The 17916-nt window shown below is 60.1% G+C and carries 18 protein-coding genes and 1 pseudogene; all 19 read left to right on the forward strand.

Annotated features, from left to right (window positions below; translation table 11 throughout):
* The first annotated feature begins 6 nt into the window (after window positions 1–6).
* Entirely contained in the window at window positions 7–726 is a 720-nt protein-coding gene (locus tag VE23_RS02625) for a demethylmenaquinone methyltransferase (protein WP_048745543.1), read from the forward strand.
* A complete protein-coding gene (locus VE23_RS02630; protein ID WP_021879527.1) occupies window positions 723–1601 on the forward strand; it encodes a UbiA-like polyprenyltransferase in 879 nt (292 codons plus the stop codon). The genes VE23_RS02625 and VE23_RS02630 overlap by 4 nt, the downstream gene beginning before the upstream one ends.
* On the forward strand, window positions 1592–2248 hold the full coding sequence (locus VE23_RS02635; protein ID WP_021879526.1) for a UbiX family flavin prenyltransferase: 657 nt from the start codon (window positions 1592–1594) through the stop codon (window positions 2246–2248). Before VE23_RS02630 ends, VE23_RS02635 begins: the two co-directional genes overlap by 10 nt.
* Window positions 2217–3074, forward strand: coding sequence for a menaquinone biosynthesis protein (locus VE23_RS02640; RefSeq protein ID WP_021879525.1), 858 nt, complete (start codon window positions 2217–2219; stop codon window positions 3072–3074). Before VE23_RS02635 ends, VE23_RS02640 begins: the two co-directional genes overlap by 32 nt.
* Window positions 3075–3078: 4 nt before the next feature.
* Complete coding sequence (locus VE23_RS02645; RefSeq protein ID WP_048745545.1) at window positions 3079–4053, forward strand: polyprenyl synthetase family protein; 975 nt, start codon at window positions 3079–3081, stop codon at window positions 4051–4053.
* A 43-nt stretch (window positions 4054–4096) separates the two neighbouring features.
* Window positions 4097–4540, forward strand: coding sequence for a nucleoside-diphosphate kinase (gene ndk / locus VE23_RS02650; RefSeq protein WP_049867225.1), 444 nt, complete (start codon window positions 4097–4099; stop codon window positions 4538–4540).
* A complete protein-coding gene (locus VE23_RS02655; RefSeq protein ID WP_048745547.1) occupies window positions 4512–5333 on the forward strand; it encodes a CheR family methyltransferase in 822 nt (273 codons plus the stop codon). Before ndk ends, VE23_RS02655 begins: the two co-directional genes overlap by 29 nt.
* A 323-nt stretch (window positions 5334–5656) precedes the next feature.
* On the forward strand, window positions 5657–6826 hold the full coding sequence (gene aroC, locus VE23_RS02660) for a chorismate synthase (protein ID WP_049867226.1): 1170 nt from the start codon (window positions 5657–5659) through the stop codon (window positions 6824–6826).
* 1 nt (window position 6827) lies between these two features.
* A complete protein-coding gene (aroB, locus tag VE23_RS02665) occupies window positions 6828–7931 on the forward strand; it encodes a 3-dehydroquinate synthase (RefSeq protein ID WP_049867227.1) in 1104 nt (367 codons plus the stop codon).
* Window positions 7928–8305, forward strand: a complete 378-nt coding sequence (gene aroH, locus VE23_RS02670; RefSeq protein WP_048746911.1) for a chorismate mutase — start codon at window positions 7928–7930, stop codon at window positions 8303–8305. Before aroB ends, aroH begins: the two co-directional genes overlap by 4 nt.
* A gap of 424 nt (window positions 8306–8729) precedes the next feature.
* On the forward strand, window positions 8730–10304 hold the full coding sequence (trpE, locus tag VE23_RS02675; RefSeq protein WP_049867228.1) for an anthranilate synthase component I: 1575 nt from the start codon (window positions 8730–8732) through the stop codon (window positions 10302–10304).
* On the forward strand, window positions 10301–11359 hold the full coding sequence (gene trpD / locus VE23_RS02680) for an anthranilate phosphoribosyltransferase (RefSeq protein WP_084781238.1): 1059 nt from the start codon (window positions 10301–10303) through the stop codon (window positions 11357–11359). Before trpE ends, trpD begins: the two co-directional genes overlap by 4 nt.
* Complete coding sequence (trpC, locus tag VE23_RS02685; RefSeq protein ID WP_048746915.1) at window positions 11346–12143, forward strand: indole-3-glycerol phosphate synthase TrpC; 798 nt, start codon at window positions 11346–11348, stop codon at window positions 12141–12143. The genes trpD and trpC overlap by 14 nt, the downstream gene beginning before the upstream one ends.
* Window positions 12140–12847: a phosphoribosylanthranilate isomerase gene (locus tag VE23_RS02690; protein ID WP_021881620.1), complete on the forward strand. Its 708-nt coding sequence runs from the start codon at window positions 12140–12142 to the stop codon at window positions 12845–12847. Before trpC ends, VE23_RS02690 begins: the two co-directional genes overlap by 4 nt.
* Complete coding sequence (gene trpB / locus VE23_RS02695) at window positions 12844–14049, forward strand: tryptophan synthase subunit beta (RefSeq protein WP_048746917.1); 1206 nt, start codon at window positions 12844–12846, stop codon at window positions 14047–14049. The genes VE23_RS02690 and trpB overlap by 4 nt, the downstream gene beginning before the upstream one ends.
* On the forward strand, window positions 14036–14842 hold the full coding sequence (gene trpA, locus VE23_RS02700) for a tryptophan synthase subunit alpha (protein WP_049867229.1): 807 nt from the start codon (window positions 14036–14038) through the stop codon (window positions 14840–14842). Before trpB ends, trpA begins: the two co-directional genes overlap by 14 nt.
* A 177-nt stretch (window positions 14843–15019) precedes the next feature.
* A complete protein-coding gene (gene hisC / locus VE23_RS02705; protein WP_049867230.1) occupies window positions 15020–16117 on the forward strand; it encodes a histidinol-phosphate transaminase in 1098 nt (365 codons plus the stop codon).
* Between the two features lies 1 nt (window position 16118).
* Window positions 16119–17213 carry a prephenate dehydrogenase gene (locus VE23_RS02710; protein ID WP_021877917.1) on the forward strand — a complete coding sequence of 365 codons (1095 nt, stop codon included), beginning with the start codon at window positions 16119–16121 and terminating at the stop codon, window positions 17211–17213.
* 178 nt (window positions 17214–17391) lie between these two features.
* Window positions 17392–17719 (forward strand): annotated as a pseudogene (locus tag VE23_RS26315) (IS1595 family transposase); the annotation flags it as partial.
* Window positions 17720–17916: the final 197 nt, after the last annotated feature.

Below are 17916 nucleotides of genomic sequence, written 5' to 3' on the forward strand. Positions count from 1 at the left end.
ACGAGAATGGAACAGAATGAAAAAGCCAAACACGTTCACGGCGTCTTCGAGAAGATCGCTCCCAAGTACGATCTGATGAACGATGTGCTGAGCTTCCGCCGGCATAAGGCCTGGCGGAAATTCACCATGCGCAAAATGAATATGAAATCCGGCCAGACCGCGATCGACCTCTGCTGCGGCACTTGCGACTGGACGCTTTCAATTGCCGAGGCGAGCGCGACCGGCCGTGTCGTCGGGCTGGATTTCAGCCAGGCGATGCTCGATGTCGGCAAGCGCAAGGTTGTCGAGGCGGGGCGGGGACACCAGATCGAGCTGATCCGCGGCAATGCGATGGAGCTGCCGTTTCCCGACGATTCCTTCGATTTCGCGACGATCGGCTTCGGCCTGCGCAACGTTCCGGACTTCGAGCAGGTGCTGCGGGAGATGAAGCGGGTGGTGAAGCCGGGCGGCAAAGTGGTCTGCCTGGAGCTGTCGAAACCTACCTGGCAGCCGTTCAAGGGCATTTATTATTTCTATTTTCAGCAATTGCTGCCGCAGCTTGGCAAGCTGTTCGCCAAGTCGTACGAGCAGTACAAGTGGCTCCCGGATTCTCTCAAGCAGTTTCCAGACAGGCATGGATTGACGGAGTTGTTCCGCAAGACAGGGCTGGAGTCGGTGAGCGCGGATGCGCTCACCGGGGGCATTGCAGCGCTGCATATCGGAACGAAGGGGACGGAAGGAAAATGATTCGCAAACTCCGCATTTTTCTAGAAATGATCAAGGTTGAACATACGATTTTCGCGCTTCCATTCGCTTATATGGGCATGCTGCTCGGCTCCGTCACCATGGAAGGGCATCTGCCCTCCTGGGCGGAGGCGGGCTGGGTCACGCTGGCGATGATCGGAGCGCGCAGCACCGCGATGGGGCTGAACCGCCTCATCGACAAGGCGATCGACCTGCGAAATCCGAGAACGGAAAAGAGGGCACTTCCTGCCGGTCTGCTGAAGACAGGAGAGGTTGTGCTCTTCGTCATCCTTTCCTTCGTCCTCTTTTTCATCGCGGCCTCGCAGCTGAATCCGATCTGCCTGAAGCTGATGCCGATCGCCATCTTTTTCCTTGTCATTTATTCGTACGCCAAGCGGTTCACCTGGCTCTGCCACGTCATTCTGGGGCTTACGATCGGACTGGCGCCGCTCGGCGGCTGGGTAGCCGTCACCGGCTCCTTCCATCCCGGAGCCTGGGTGCTCTACGTCGCGATCGTGTTCTGGCTGGCCGGCTTCGATACGATCTATGCGCTTCAGGACATTGATTTCGACCGGAAGGAAAAGGTCTACTCCATTCCCGCGCGGTTCGGGATCAACCGCTCGCTGACAATCGCGAAGCTGTTCCACGTCATTACGGCAGCCTGCTTCCTGCTGCTGTTCGTCATTACGGATCTCAGCTGGCTGTACCTGGCCGGCGCCGTCATTTCCCTAGGCATCCTTTTCTATGAGCATCTCATTCTGAAGCCGACGGACATGAGCCGCCTGCAGACGGCGTTCTTCACGATGAACGGTGCGCTGGCCATAACGATGCTGGCCTTCACCATCCTTGATCTGGCGGTGATTCGGGCATGGAGCTAGATACCGGAGGAAAGCATGCTGCAGCTCCTATGCGCTGGGTCGTCGGCATAACGGGAGCGAGCGGGGCTGTCTATGGAGTCCGTCTTGTGGAGGAGCTGCTCCGCGCGCGCGTGCAGGTGCAGCTGGTCGTCACGGATTCGGGCTGGCGGGTTCTGAAGGAAGAGCTGGGCTGGAACGCCTCCAAGCGGACGGAAGCCCTTGAGCTGGCGTTCGGCGATGCGCTGTCCGAAGGCCGGCTCCGGCTCTATCCCAATGGCGACATCGGGGCCAATATCGCCAGCGGCTCATACCGGGTGCAAGGCATGGCGATCGTGCCCTGCTCGATGGGAACGCTGTCCGCTGTCGCGCACGGCTCTTCCGACAATCTCATGACCCGCGCAGCGGATGTGATGATGAAGGAAGGTCGCAAGCTCATCCTCATGCCGAGGGAAACCCCTATGCATGCCGTTCATTTGGAGAATATGCTGAAGCTTTCCCGCATGGGAGTGTCCATCGTGCCGGCCATGCCGGCTTTCTATTACGGTCCCCGGACGATGGAGGACCTGGTCGACTTTCTGGTCGGCAAGCTGATGGACGTGATGGGACTGGAACACGACTTGTTCCGGAGATGGGGAGATGATGACAATGGCTCACAGCGGACCGATTAACGTCGGGAGAATCGATTACACCAATGCATGGCCGATGTTTCATTACGTACCGGATGCCGACGAAGCGTACACGATCGTCAAGAAGGTGCCGTCCGATCTGAACCGGATGCTGCAGGCCGGAGAGCTCGAGGCGTCTGCCGTATCGTCCTTCATCTACGGAATGGATCCGCAGCGCTACCTGCTGCTGCCGGACTTGTCCGTCGGCACGGTGGGACCGGTCCAATCGATCCTGCTGTTCATGAAAAAACCTCTGAAGGAAGTGCTCCGCGGCCGGATCGCCTTGACCCGCACATCCGCGACTTCCATCAATCTGCTCAAAATGATTTTGACCTTGCGTTACGACGGCAATCCGGAGTATTCGATCATGGAACCGGACCTGCATGCCATGCTGGCTGAGCATGACGCCGCCCTGCTGATCGGGGACAGCGCGATCAAGGCGTCGTGGCTCGGCCACGGGCTCGAAGTGATGGATCTCGGCGAGGAATGGCATCGCTGGACCGGACTCGGCATGACCTACGCCGTCGTTGCGGCGGACCGAGGCGCAGTGGACAAACACCCGGACAGTCTGGCCAAGCTGCACCGCGACATGCTGGAGAGCAGGCGGCGCAGCCTGCGGGATCTGACGCCTCTCGTGGAGCGGGCGATGGCATCCGTCGGCGGCACGTCGGCCTACTGGACCGCTTATTTCGAGGGGCTGCGCTATGATTTCGGTCCGGAGCTGCAGGCGGGACTAGAGCTGTACTACAAGCACGCGCACACGATGGGGCTTATTGATCGGGAAGTGGCGCTGGAATTTTGGAACTCGCAATCATTCTCGGGCAGGTGAATCCATGAAACTTCTTGATTTGTACGCCAAAATGAAGGGCGACCTAAATGGAATCGAGCGGCAGTTGGAACAGGCCGTCGCGGAGGACACGAGCCTTCTCGGCGAAACCTCTCTGCACTTGCTCCAGGCTGGAGGCAAGCGGATCCGTCCTGTATTCGTGCTGCTCGCCGGGCGGTTCGGAGATTACCGGCTGGAGGAGCTGCAGCGGGTCGCCGTCACGCTCGAGCTGATTCACAGCGCCAGCCTCGTCCATGACGACGTCATCGACAATGCGAGGACGCGCCGCGGCCAGCCGACCGTCGGCTCCAAGTGGGACAACCGCATCGCCATGTACACCGGGGACTATATTTACGCCAAGGCGCTGGAGCTGATCACTTCGTTCTCCAATCCGGAGCTGCATCAGATTCTGGCCAAGGCGATGGTCGAGATGTGCATTGGTGAAATGGAGCAGGTGCGCGACTTCTTCAACACGGAGCAGACGGTCCGCAACTATCTGAAGCGGATCCGCCGCAAGACCGCTCTGCTCATCGCGATCAGCTGCCAGCTCGGCGCCGTCGCCGCTGGCGCGGACCGCCGGACAAGCGGACAGCTGTACCGGTTCGGGTACAACATCGGCATGACGTTCCAGATTCGGGACGATCTTCTCGATCTGCTCGGCACGGAGAAGCAGATCGGCAAGCCGCCCGGCTCGGATATCCGTCAAGGCAACATGACGCTTCCGGTGCTGCTGGCTCTGCAGGAGGTTGGGCTGCGCGAGCCGCTGCTGCGCGAGATCGCCGTCATCCGCGAGAACGAAGGCCATTCGGATACGCGAAGCGCCATCCAGCTCGTGCGCTCGAGCGTCGGCGTAGGCATCGCGGAGCAGATGGCGGAGCGATTTATGGCAAAAGCTTTGCAGGCTCTGGAAGGACTTCCGGACTTGCCGGCGAAAAAGAACTTGACCGACATTGCCCGCTTCATCAACAAACGCAGCTATTAACGGCAATTGGCCGGCATACGACTGCAATCAGGAGGGAATTCGTATGGAAAGAACGTTCTTGATGGTCAAGCCCGACGGAGTGCAGCGGGGCCTGATCGGCGAAATCGTCGCCCGATTCGAGAAAAAGGGACTGCAGCTGGCCGGAGCGAAATTCATGCGCGTGAGCAAGGAGCTCGCCGAGCAGCATTACTACGAGCATAAGGGCAAGCCCTTTTACGAGCCGCTGCTTGCTTTCATAACCGCGGGACCGGTCTTCGCCATGGTATGGGAAGGGGACAACGTCATCGCCCTTACCCGCGCCCTCATCGGCAAGACGGACGCTGCCGAGGCGGCGCCGGGCACCATCCGCTCCGATTATGCCGTACATACGAACCTGAACCTGATCCACGGTTCCGATTCCCCGGATAACGCCAAGCGGGAAATCGGCCTGTTCTTCAGCCCGGAGGAGCTTATCGACTATGACCGGACCATTGCCCGCTGGATCTGACCAGACGACGGCGGAGGATGAGGATTTCCTTCGTTTTGTCGGACTGATCCGCTCATCGACCCGTATCGACCTGTCCCAGTACAAGGAAGCCCAAATGCGGAGACGGCTGACCACTTTGCGCCACAAGCATGGCTACGCCACTTTCGAGGCTTATTGGAAAGCACTGTCCGGCAGCGGCGCCTTGATGGACGAATTCCTGGACCGGATGACCATCAACGTAAGCGAGTTCTGGCGCAACCCGAGCCGCTGGGATGTGCTGGCGAGCCGGTTCCTTCCCGAGCTGCTCGCCGAATCGCCGAGGCTTCGCTGCTGGAGCGCCGCATGCTCCACCGGAGAAGAGCCGTACACGCTGGCCGTACTTCTCAACGAAGCCGGCGCGCTGTCCCGCAGCCAGATCGATGCGACGGATTTGGACCGGACCGTGCTTGCCAAGGCCGCCCAAGGCACTTATCCGGCCCGTTCCGTCAAGGATGTGCCGAAGAAGATGCTGGACAGCTATTTCGAAGGCTCGGGAGACAGCTATGCGATCCGCAAGGATATCCGCGAAAAGATTTCCTTCCGGCAGCATAATCTGCTCGATGATGCTTTTGGAGGTCCGTACGATCTGATCATCTGCCGCAATGTGATGATCTATTTTACCGAGGAGGCCAAGTCGGGGCTGTACCGCCGGTTTGCCGAAGCCTTGAGGCCGGGAGGCATTCTGTTCGTGGGCAGCACGGAGCAGATCTTTTCTCCCGGCGACTACGGCCTCGAATCGGCGGATACGTTTTTCTACCGCCGCAGCTACGCTTGATTCCGCCGGCTCCCCGGGAGCCGGTTTTTTTTGCGTCCAGGCGGCGTGCCCCGGCCTCAATCCAAGCGCAGGCGTCCGTTTCATAGAGGCGGGCACCGCTCTGCTCTTTCTTGTCAAAGTGGATGGGCTATACTATAATGGGCAAAGAAACTTGGACGAACGGCGAAGAATTGCAAAGGGCTGAGCGCTGCCCGGACAGGTCATTCCTTCCGGCTGCGCCCAGTCCGTCTTGTCGCAGTATGGCACTTGCATTCTTAAAAGCGTTGTCGTATTAAAGCGATTCCGGCGAAGCCGGCGCTTACCATGATGAGGGGGAGTTAGTCTTGAGTCTACGTTACCTGACAGCGGGAGAAACACACGGCCCCCAGCTGACGGCCATTATCGAAGGGTTGCCGAGCAATCTCCAGCTTGATTTCGAGGAGCTGAACTTCCAGCTCCACCGCAGGCAGCTCGGTTACGGCCGCGGCAGGCGGATGCAGATCGAGAAGGATACGGCCGATATCGTCGGAGGCGTACGTCATGGCCGCACGACCGGCGCCCCCGTAGCGCTGGTCGTCGCGAACAACGACTGGAAGCATTGGACATCCGTCATGAACATCGAGCCGATCGAAGGCGGCGACGAGGCCAAGCGCCGGGTCCACCGTCCGCGTCCGGGCCATGCGGATCTCAACGGAGGCTTGAAATACAACCTGAAGGACCTGCGCAACGTGCTGGAGCGCTCCAGCGCGCGCGAGACGGCTGCCCGCGTGGCGGTCGGCGCCGTCGCCCGCCAGCTGCTGGCGGCATTCGGCATCAAGGTGGCCGGCCAGGTCATCCGGATCGGCGAGATCGAGGCGCCGCCGAACGATCTGTCCGCCGACGAGCTTCGCGTGCTGACGGAGCAATCTTCCGTCCGGGTCGTCGACAAGGCGACGGAGGCCAGGATGACGGCTTACATCGATCAGATCAAGGCCGAAGGAGACTCTATCGGAGGCGTCGTGGAGTGCATCATCGAAGGAGCTCCTGTCGGACTCGGCTCGCATGTGCAGTGGGACCGCAAGCTGGATTCGCGCATTGCAGGCGCCGTCGTCAGCATCAACGCGTTCAAGGGCTGCGAGATCGGCATCGGATTCGAGGCCGGTGTGCTGCGCGGCTCGCAGGTGCATGATCCAATCCTCTACAGCGAGGAACGCGGCTACCATCGCGCCTCCAACCGCGCAGGCGGCTTTGAAGGCGGCATGACGACCGGAGAGCCGATCGTCGTGCGCGGCGTCATGAAGCCGATCCCGACTCTCTACAAGCCGCTCGCAAGCGTAGATATCGACACGAGAGAGCCGTTCACCGCCCAGGTGGAGCGCTCCGACAGCTGCGCGGTTCCGGCGGCGAGCGTCGTCATGGAGCATGTCGTCGCCTGGGAAGTGGCGCGGGCGTTCCTCGAGAAGTTCGGCGGCGATTCCATGGAGGAAATCCGCGCCAACTACGACGCCTACCTCAGGCAAGTAGGGGAATACTAGCATGCGCGAGCTCACGGTCAATCTCGGGGACAGATCGTATCCCATCTGCATCGGCCAAGGGCTGATTCAGCGAGCCGGCGAGCTGTTCGCGGAGAAGGCGATCAGCCGCAAGTCTCCGCTGCTGATCGTCACCGACGAGAATGTCGCGGACAGATGGCTGGAGCCGCTCGCTGCGGCGCTCGAAGCTTCGGGCTATGCCGCGGCGCGGTTCATCGTTCCGGCCGGGGAAAAGTCGAAGTCTCTGGACATGTTCCAGAACGTCATCACGGCTTGCCTCGAAGCCGGCCTGGACCGCAAGTCCGCCATCGTGGCGCTCGGCGGCGGCGTTGTCGGGGATCTGGCGGGTTATGCCGCCGCATCCTATATGCGCGGCATCCGATTCGTCCAAGTGCCGACGACGATTCTGGCGCATGACAGCAGCGTCGGCGGCAAGGTGGCGGTCAATCACCCGCTCGCCAAAAACATCATCGGCGCTTTCCATCAGCCGGAGCTCGTGCTGTACGATCTGGATACGCTGCTTACACTGCCTCCGCGCGAGGTGAGCAGCGGCCTGGCCGAAGTCGTCAAGCACGGCCTGATTCGGGATGCCGGATTCGTCGAATGGATCGTCGGCCATGCAGGACAGCTGCTGGCGCTGGAGCCTGACGTCCTCGGACATGCCCTATACAAGGGCTGCTCGGTCAAGGCGGAAGTCGTCTCCCGGGACGAGCGGGAGAACGGCCTGAGGGCCATTCTCAATCTGGGGCATACGATCGGACATGCGCTGGAGGCGGTCGCCGGTTATGACGAGCTGCGCCACGGAGAAGCGATTTCGATCGGCATGATCGGCTCCGCCATGCTCGGCGTCGAGCTTGGAGCGCCGCTGGAAGTCTACGAGACGACGAAGCGAGCGCTGGAATCGGTAGGGCTTCCGGTCGCCCTGCCGGAGCATTACGATACGGATGCCGTCATGGCAGCGATGATGCATGACAAGAAGTTCGGCGAAGGCCGGATGACCTTCATCGTGCCGACGGCCGTCGGCACGGTCGAGATTCGAAACGGCATCGAGGCTGGCATGGTGAGAGCCATCGTCGAGAGGCTGAAGCGGGAGGAGAGATGGACATGAGCGTAAGGGGAATTCGGGGAGCGATCACGGCGGACTCCAACGAGGAGCGTCCCATTCTGGATGCGACGCTGGAGGTTCTCCAGGGGATCGTAGCCGACAACGGTATCGATCCGGAAGACATATGCAGCGTCATGATTACGGTAACGGCCGATCTCGACGCCGCATTCCCGGCGAAGGCGATCCGGGAAATGGACGGCTGGGAGCTGGTGCCTCTCATGTGTTCGGTCGAGGTTCCGGTAAAGGGCAGCCTGGAGCGCTGCATCCGCTTGATGCTTATGGTCAACACCGACCGGACGCAGCGGGAGATCCGCCATGTGTACATGAAAGGCGCAAGGGCGCTGAGACCGGATCTGAGCGGCACTTCGGCTCCCTAGTCAACTGCGGCCCGAGGGAGCTTGAACAAGCTCTCCAGCCCGCTTTTCGGTCATTCGGCGCTTGCAGGCCATTCCTTTCTTCTTGACGCCTGCAAGGACCGTCCTGTATAGTTGAGGCAGTTAAGCAAAGTCCGAGTGGGACTTTCCAAGGTAGTCTTCGCACATGTCCGGCGGCAAGAGGGCCGAGAGTGGCGGGGAGCCTTAGATGAGACTAGACGAGTTGAGTTTGAGCTGAAGCATGGAGGACAGCCCGATGCGGCTGCTTCATTCGCGATCGCCATCTTTTCCGCATGGAGATGGGGTTCGTGCATGATTCCTTGCCTGCCGTCGTCTTTTTTGTCTTATCTATTGGAACGCTCCCGCGCCTTGCGGGAGCGTTTTTTGCTTTTCTGCATCCTGGATTTCCATAAGGAGACGATAAGCGATGAATCAAGAGCTTGAGACGATCAAGTCGATGGCAGGACGCTACAACCTTATTCCGGTCGTAAGGCAGCTGCTGGCCGATACGGAGACGCCGATCCGGCTGTTCCAGCATTTTGCCGGCGAGAAGCGCGCGTTCCTGCTTGAAAGCGTAGAAGGCGGAGCGAAGTGGGCGCGGCATTCCTTTATCGGCATGGACCCGTTCATGATGATCAGCGGCAAGAACGGCTCCATGATGATGGAAACGAACGGTGAGCGCATCGAGCTTGAGGGCAAGCCGCTGGAAGCTCTTAAAGCAAGATTGAGGGCATACCGAAGCCCCGAGCTTGCGGGACTTCCTTCCTTTACAGGCGGGGCGGTCGGGTTTTTCGGGTACGATCTGCTCCACTACTACGAGAATCTGCCGCGGCACAGGCAGGACGACCTGCAAATGAACGATCTTCAGTTCATGTTTTGCGATACGATGATCGTGTTCGACCACTTCAAGCAGCAGATTCAAGTCATCGGCAATGTGCATATTCCGGAAGCCGCCACGGACAGCGACATCGAGCGCATGTACAACGCTGCGGTGGGCAGGATCGACACCGTGCTTGACCGGATCCGGCAGCCGGTGCCGCTTCCGCTTACATCAGGCGGAGCTCTTCCGGAGGATCCCGATCTCGGCGATATCCGATCCAATGTGACGAAGGAGCAGTTTCTCGCGAACGTGGACACGGCCAAAGAGTACATCCGCGCGGGAGACATCTTCCAGGTTGTTCTGTCCCAGCGGTTCCATGTCGAGACGGAAGTGGATCCGCTCCATGTATTCCGGGTGCTTCGCACGCTGAATCCTTCTCCGTACATGTATTATCTCAAAATGGATGAGGAGGTCATCGTCGGAACATCCCCCGAAGCGCTGGTGAAGGTGTCCGAGGGTAAGGTGGAGACGAGGCCGATCGCGGGCACGAGGCCGCGGGGCAAAACCGCCGAGGAGGACCTCGCTCTCGAGGAGGAGCTGCTCGCCGACGACAAGGAGCGGGCGGAGCATTTGATGCTCGTCGATCTCGGCCGCAACGACATCGGCCGCGTGGCGGAGTTCGGCACGGTAAAATGCGATTCCTTCATGCAGATCGAGCGGTATTCCCATGTCATGCATATCGTGTCCAACGTGACGGGCAAAATGCGCGGCGACCGTGATTTCTTCGACGCCTTCATCAGCTGCCTGCCGGCCGGAACGGTCTCGGGAGCGCCCAAGCTGAGAGCGATGGAAATCATCGCCGAGCTCGAGAACGAGGCGCGCGGAGCTTATGCCGGGGCGATCGGCTACTTCGGCTTCAGCGGCAAAAGCATGGATACATGCATTACGATCCGGACGATCATCTTCAAGAACGGCAAAGCCTATGTCCAGGCCGGAGCGGGAATCGTCTGGGATTCGGTGCCGGTCAAGGAATACGAGGAGACGGTGAACAAGGCCAAGGGCATGCTCAAGGCGATCCGCATCGCCGAAGCGGCTTTTCCGCCGGCTGCGAAGACCGTTCCCGAGCTGCAGCTCGTCAACAGCGACTATTACGCCGATACGATGAAGGAGGCGCGGACATGATGGAAGCCATGCAAGGAGTGACGGCCGCCGAAGCTCTTGGCCGCCTGATCGGCGGCGGCAGCTTGAGCCGCGAGGAAGCCGGAAGCGTCATGCGTCTCATCATGGAGGGAGAGGCGACCTCCGCCCAGATCGGCGCCATCGTCACCGCCCTCCGCATGAAAGGAGAGACTGTGGACGAAATCAGCGGATTCGCCGAGGTCATGCGCAGCTACTCCGACCGTGTCAGCACGACCCGCGACGGCCTGCTCGATACTTGCGGCACAGGCGGCTCGGGCATCCATAAATTCAATATCTCCACATCCTCTTCCATCATCGCGGCGGCTGCCGGAGTACGGGTCGCCAAGCATGGCAACCGCGCGATGTCGGGCAAGGCCGGCAGCGCGGATGTGCTGGAGGCGCTCGGAGTCAACATCAGCCTGACGGCGGTGCAGGCGGCCGAATGCCTCGAGGAGATCGGCATCTGCTTCATGTTCGCGCAGCTCTATCATCCCTCTCTGCGGCATGCGGCGGTTCCGCGCCGCGAGCTCGGCGTGCGCACGATCTTCAACATGCTTGGACCGCTCACCAACCCGGCAGGAGCCGACCGCCAGCTGCTCGGGCTGTACGACCGCTCCCGCACGGAATCCGTCGCCCGCGTCCTCGGCGGACTCGGCCTGAAGCGGGCGATGGTCGTCTCCAGCTACGACGGACTGGATGAGATCAGCATCTCCGCCGCGACTCAGGTGTCGGAATTGGCTGAGGACGGAACAATCCGGACCTACGATTTGACGCCGGAATCGCTGGGGCTGCGCCGCTGGCCGCTGGAGGCGATATCCGGGGGCAGCCCGGCGGACAACGCGGAGATCATCCGCGCGATCTTCGATGGCGAGGAGACAGGCGCATACCGGGATATCGTTCTTTTGAACGCGGGGGCTTGCATCTATGTCGGAGACAAGGCACAATCGCTGGAGGAAGGCGTGGAGCTTGCGCGCCGCATCATCGACGGAGGAGCCGCCGCAGCGAAGCTGCAGCAGCTGATCCGCAAGACGGGAGAATACAGCCATGTTTCTGGATAAGATCGTCCATACCAAAAAAGAAGAAGTCGCTGAGCTTGCTTCCCGATTCAAGCTGGGAGAAGCCGAGAAGGAGATTTCGCGGATGGAGCCTGCGAGGGGATTCATCCATGCCGTCACCGCAGGACGGAAGCGTTCCGTCGGGCTGATCGCGGAAGTGAAGAAGGCGTCTCCGTCCAAAGGGCTGATCCGGCCGGATTTCCAGCCGGAGAAGCTGGCCCGGTCGTATGAGAGCGCCGGAGCGGACTGTCTTTCGGTGCTGACCGACAAGGACTATTTCCAGGGGGCGAACGAGTATTTGACGGCCGTCTCCAGCGCGGTGAAGCTGCCGCTGCTGCGCAAGGACTTCCTCATCGACTTCCGCCAAGTCTACGAGGCCAGGCTGATCGGATCCGACGCCGTTCTGCTGATCGCCGCCATCCTGAAGCGGAACGAGCTGAAGGAGCTGCATGAGATCGCCGAGTCGATCGGGCTCGACGTTCTCACGGAAGTTCATGACGAGCGGGAAATGGACATGGTGCTTGATCTCGGCCTGGCCAGGCTGGTCGGAATCAACAACCGCAACCTGCATACATTCGAGACGGATCTCGGCACGACGGCAAGACTGGCGGCGATGGCGCCGCCGGGAGTGTCCCTGATCAGCGAAAGCGCGATCTCCAAGCCGGAGGACGTCGAGTACGTCGCCTCTGCCGGAGCTTGCGGCGTTCTGGTCGGAGAGCATTTCATGCGCCAGCCGGATCCCGGGCAGGCTGTCCTGGAGCTGATGGGAGCGGCAGCAGCCAGATGACGGGCGCTGAACGACCGACAGGGCATCGGCACGCGATTCCTCTGCTCAAACTATGCGGCATCAGGGACGAAGCGGCGGCAAGTCTCATCGGCGGGCTTCCGGTGGATTACGCGGGGTTTATTTTCGCCCGCAGCCGCAGGCAGGTATCGCCGGAGCAGGCGGGAGCATTGATTGCAGCGCTGCGTGCGGGCGCCGGCCCGGCCCGCGGGGATTCCCCTTCGCCGCTAGCGGTGGGCGTATTCGTGGATGCATCTCCGCAAGAGCTGGAAGCGGCGCTCAGGCATGCTCCGCTCCAGGCGCTGCAGCTGCACGGGAACGAAGAGCCGGAGCTGTGCCGAATCGCCGCCGGCTTCGGCGTTCCGGTCTGGAAGGCTCTGCATGCGGATCCGGACGGAACTCCGGCCGGCATCAGCCGCAAGCTAGGGGAATTTGCGGAGGCGGGAGCGGAAGCTTTCCTGCTCGATACGGCAGGCGGCGGCACCGGCAAGACATTTGATTGGAGCCTCATACCGGCCTATCAGGCAGCAGCGCGCAGCGTCGGGAAGAAGCTTTTCATCGCCGGAGGGCTTCATGCCGGCAACGTATCGAGTTTGATCGAGCAATTTTCGCCAGACGGCATCGACGTCTCGAGCGGCGTTGAAGCCGCCGGCGTCAAGGACCCGGAGCTGATCCGGGCATTTACGGAAAGGGTGAAGCCAGCATGATTCAAGTACCAGACGCAAGCGGACGATTCGGCAAGTTCGGCGGCCGTTACGTACCGGAGACGCTGATGAACGCGCTCCTCGAGCTTGAGGAGGCGTACAAGCATTATTCCCAGGACCCTGACTTCCAGGCTGAAGTGAACGAGCTTCTCCATACCTATTCCGGCAGGCCGACATCCTTGTATTTCGCCGAGCGGCTGACTCGGCATCTGGGCGGAGCGAAGATCTATCTCAAGCGCGAAGATCTCAACCATACTGGCGCCCATAAAATCAACAATACGATCGGACAGGGCGTACTCGCCAAGCGGATGGGCAAGAAGAAAATCATCGCCGAAACCGGCGCCGGCCAGCATGGCGTCGCTTCCGCCACGATCGCGGCCCTGCTCGGACTTGAATGCAAGGTCTTCATGGGCGAGGAAGACATGAAGCGCCAGCAGCTCAACGTGTTCCGGATGCAGCTGCTTGGGGCGGAAGTGGTGCCGGTGCTCTCCGGCACGCGCACGCTCAAGGATGCCTGCAACGAAACGCTGCGCTACTGGGTCAGCAATGTGGACGATACGTATTACATTCTCGGTTCGGTTACGGGCCCTCATCCATATCCGATGATTGTAAGGGATTTCCAGCGCATCATCGGAGACGAGGCTCGCGAGCAGATTCTGAAGGATGAGGGACGGCTTCCGGATTACATCGTGGCCGCCGTCGGCGGCGGCAGCAACGCCATGGGCATTTTCTACCCGTTCGTAGGAGACGAATCCGTCCGTCTAATCGGCGTCGAAGCGGCCGGACGCGGCGTGGATACGGAGGAGCATGCCGCCACGATGACCAAGGGCCGGCACGGCGTCTTCCAAGGCTCTCTCAGCTACGTCCTGCAGGATGAGACCGGCCAGGTGCAGCCGGCGCATTCCATTTCCGCCGGACTCGACTATCCGGGAATCGGCCCCGAGCATGCCTATCTCAAGGATGTCGGCCGGGCGGAATACTTCCCTGTCACCGACGCCGAGGCGCTTGAGGCTCTCCAGCTGCTGTCGCGGACGGAAGGCATCATTCCCGCCTTGGAGTCGGCCCATGCGATCGCGCATGTGATGAAGCTGGCGCCGTCCCTGCCCGCCGGCCAGACGATCGTCGTCAGCCTCTCGGGCCGGGGAGACAAGGATGTGGAAACGATTATGGGATATCTCGGAGGGCTGAAGCATGAATCCAATTGACCTCGTCTTCGAACGGCTCCAAGCAGAGAAGCGGACGGCGCTCATTCCATTCATCACGACCGGGGACCCCGATCTGCGCACGACGGTCGATATCGTCGTCGAGCTGGAGAAGGCCGGAGCCGACATGATCGAGCTCGGCGTGCCGTATTCCGATCCGCTTGCCGACGGCCCTGTCATTCAAAAGGCTTCCGAGAGAGCTCTGCGCAATCCGATTACGCTGGAAGCATGCGTCGATGTCGCGGCCAAAGCCCGGGAGGCAGGCGTCAAGATGCCCTTCATCCTTTTTACTTACTACAATCCGGTGCTTCAGTACGGCCTCGAGCGATTTTTCACCCTGCTCCACGAGCAGGGCATCAGCGGCCTGATCATCCCGGACCTCCCGATCGAGGAGGATGGCGAGGTGCGCGAGATGGCGGCGGAAGCGGGCGTCCATCTCGTGCCGCTCGTGGCGCCGACCTCCAAGGCGCGCGTCCAGCGGATTGCCGCCGAGGCCCAGGGCTTCGTCTACTGCGTGAGCTCGCTCGGCGTGACGGGCATGCGCAGCGAGTTCCATGCCGGCCTCGAAGGCTTCCTGGAATCGGTGCGCGAGGCGACGCGGCTGCCGATCGCCGTCGGATTCGGCATCAGCAGCCGGGAGCAGGTGGAGCGGATGAGCGCCAGCGCGGACGGAGTCATTGTCGGCAGCGCGATCGTCAGCCAGGTGGAGGAGGCGCTGCCGCTGCTCTCCGATGAAACGACGTACCGGCAAGGCATCGAGCAGATCGGCCGCTTTGTCGCCGGATTGCGGGTGTAGCCTGCTCGGCAGCCATGCCTGACTTGCTTCGCCGTGAGCATCGGCTTCCTTCGGGAGGCCGATGCTCTTTCTGATAGTGCAACGCTTTAAAGTGCTTCCATCTTTCCGCCATCTGTGAGACAATAGATGCCATAACGCAACACCCAGGCGGAAATCAATCATTGAGGTGACGATCCTATGCAAGCAAAGCGCAACATCTTACATCTGCCCGTCTACCAGCCCGGCAAGCCGGTGGAGGACGTCAAGAGGGAGCTTGGACTGGATGAAGTCATCAAGCTCGCCTCCAACGAGAACCCGTACGGCAGCTCGCCGCTGGCCCGTCAGGCCATCATCGCCGAGATCGAGAACAACAGCATCTATCCCGACGGAGCCAGCATCGAGCTGACGGCGGCCATGGCCGCCAATCTTGGCGTGCAGCCGGAGCAGCTGATCTGGGGCAATGGAGCGGACGAAATCATTCTTATGATCGCGCGCTCCTTCCTGGAGCCGGGAGACGAGACGATCATGGCCAGCGAGACGTTCTCCCAATACCGCCATAACGCCGTCGTGGAGAATGCCGTCATCATCGAGATTCCGCTCGTCGAAGGCAGGCATGATCTTCCCGCGATGCTGGCAGCCGTAACGGACAAGACGAAGGTGGTCTGGATCTGCTCGCCGAACAATCCGACGGGCGCGATCGTGACGCAGGAGGAGCTGTCCTCCTTCATGAACAGCATCCGCAGCGACGTGCTTGTCGTGCTGGACGAAGCATACTGCCATTTCGTCGACGATGTGGACTACCACGACAGCCTCGAGCTGCTGAAGCGCTTCGACAACCTGATCTCGCTCCGCACCTTCTCCAAAATCTATGGACTCGCGGCGCTGAGGATCGGGTACGGAATCGCCCATCCTTCGGTCATCAACAGCATCAACCTGGTGCGGGAGCCGTTCAATACGGCCCGTGTCGCCCAGGCTGCAGCGAGGGCGGCGCTTGCCGACCAGGCCTTCGTCGACGGCTGCCGCGAGAAAAACATCCGCGAGCGCGATTACCTGCAAGGGGAATTCGACCGTCTTGGACTGAAGTATTTCCCGACTCAGGCGAACTTTATCTTCGTCGATGTGCGGATTCCTTCCAAGGATGCTTTCGACGCCCTGCTCCGCAAAGGCTTCATTACTAGGGCCAACTGGCCGAAGTCGCCGAACTGGCTGCGGATTTCCATCGGCAAGGCGGAGGACAACCGCAAGCTGATCGCGGCTCTGGAACAGGTTCTGAGAGAAGCGGCGGTGCTCGGGTAAGTTGGATACTAGAATCGCAGTTATCGGAGCCGGCCTCATCGGCGGCTCTCTTGCCCTTTGCTTCAAAGGAATGGAAGGATTCCATGTCACAGGATATTCCTACAGGCAGGAATCCGCAGACAAATACTTGAAGCTTCATGTCGTGGATGAAGCGACGACTTCGCTGGAGACGGCCGTCCAGGGAGCCGACTTCATCTTTCTGTGCGTGCCGGTGGGCTTGATCGGCGGCTATCTCGCCCAGCTCGGCAGGCTGCCGCTCAAGCCGGGCTGCATCATCACCGATGTGGGGAGCACGAAGGCCGGCATCATGGATGCGGCGTCGCAATGCGATCTGGGACGCGCCTTGTTCATCGGCGGCCATCCGATGGCGGGCTCCGAGAGAGCGGGAGTCGAGGCCGCTTCAAGGCATTTGTTCGAAAATGCCTTTTATATCCTCACTCCTCATCCTGCCGTGCCGGAGGAAGCTGTCGCGAGGCTCGGCAGCCTGCTTGCCTTGACGAACGCGCGAGTCGTGTCGATGGACCCCGTCCAGCATGACCGCATCGTCGGAGCGATCAGCCATCTGCCGCATCTGATCGCAGTCGCCCTGGTCAACCAGGTGCAGAAGCGGAACGAGGATTCCGGCATGTACGCCATGCTGGCGGCAGGAGGATTCCGGGACATTACGCGGATTGCATCGAGCGATCCGACCGTATGGAGAGATATTCTGCTGGACAATCGCGATGTCGTGCTCGACCTGCTCGACGAATGGAAAGGCGAGATGAGCCGTTTCGCCGATATTCTGAGGGAAGGGGACGGGGAGGCTGTCAGCGAAGCGTTCCGAAGCGCGGGCGAGTTCCGCGATTCGCTGCCGGAGAGGCGCCGAGGCGTGCTGCAATCCGTCTATGAATGCTACATGGACGTGCCGGATCATCCCGGCATCATCGGCAAGATCGCCACGGAGCTTGGCAACCGCAGGATCAACCTCAGCAACCTGCAGATCATCGAAAGCCGCGAGGATGTGCCGGGCGTGCTCAGGCTCAGCTTCCGCACGCAGGGCGATCTGGATCAAGCCGTCGACGTGCTGGAGCAATTCGAATATACCGTCAAGTTCTGATTGGATGGAAGATCCCGGCTCCCGGGATCTTTTTTTTTGTATGTTGCAGGGCTAGCCGTCAGCCCTCCTATCCAAAGGATCAATCTGCAAAAAGTCTATTTTTCTCTTCCAAAATGGCTATGTTAATCTTTGTTGTTGATATTGGATAGATGCGAACCAATGTTCTGAAATGAGGGTAATATCACGTACCCCACTTCAACGAACAAGGAGACCTCATATTTGGGTTCGTTTGATTGAATGTATGATTGAGGGATTTTCTCTGAGAAAATGTGCAGAACAATTGAACGGTGAAGTCGCGCATGTCACCTTGGTTTACTGGCGGCATAAGATTCTCGCGGCTCTGAAGCAGATTCCGACCGAAGTATTTCAAGGTATCGTTGAAATTTCTGTATTCGGAAAAGGGCAAGCGGAATATTGCAGAACGCCAGCCACGTAAACGTGGTGGGAAAGCCAAATATCGTGGGATTAATAATGACCAAGCATGGGTTCTCGTTGCCCGTGGCCGTTCGCCATCTCGACAGCAAGGAGTATGAGAACACAGCGTCGAACTAAGAAAAACCTGTTGGTGTCCTCATGCCTGTTTTCTGTAAAAGATACAACGGAGTGGCAACAAAGTACCTGGAGCATTTGGAATCGAAATTAAATTGACCATATCGTAGGTTGAAAATGGTTCAAAGTCCAAAATTAGTACTGAGCAATTAAA

The sequence above is a fragment of the Paenibacillus sp. D9 genome, assembly GCF_001188365.1.
Lineage (GTDB): Bacteria > Bacillota > Bacilli > Paenibacillales > Paenibacillaceae > Paenibacillus_O > Paenibacillus_O humicus.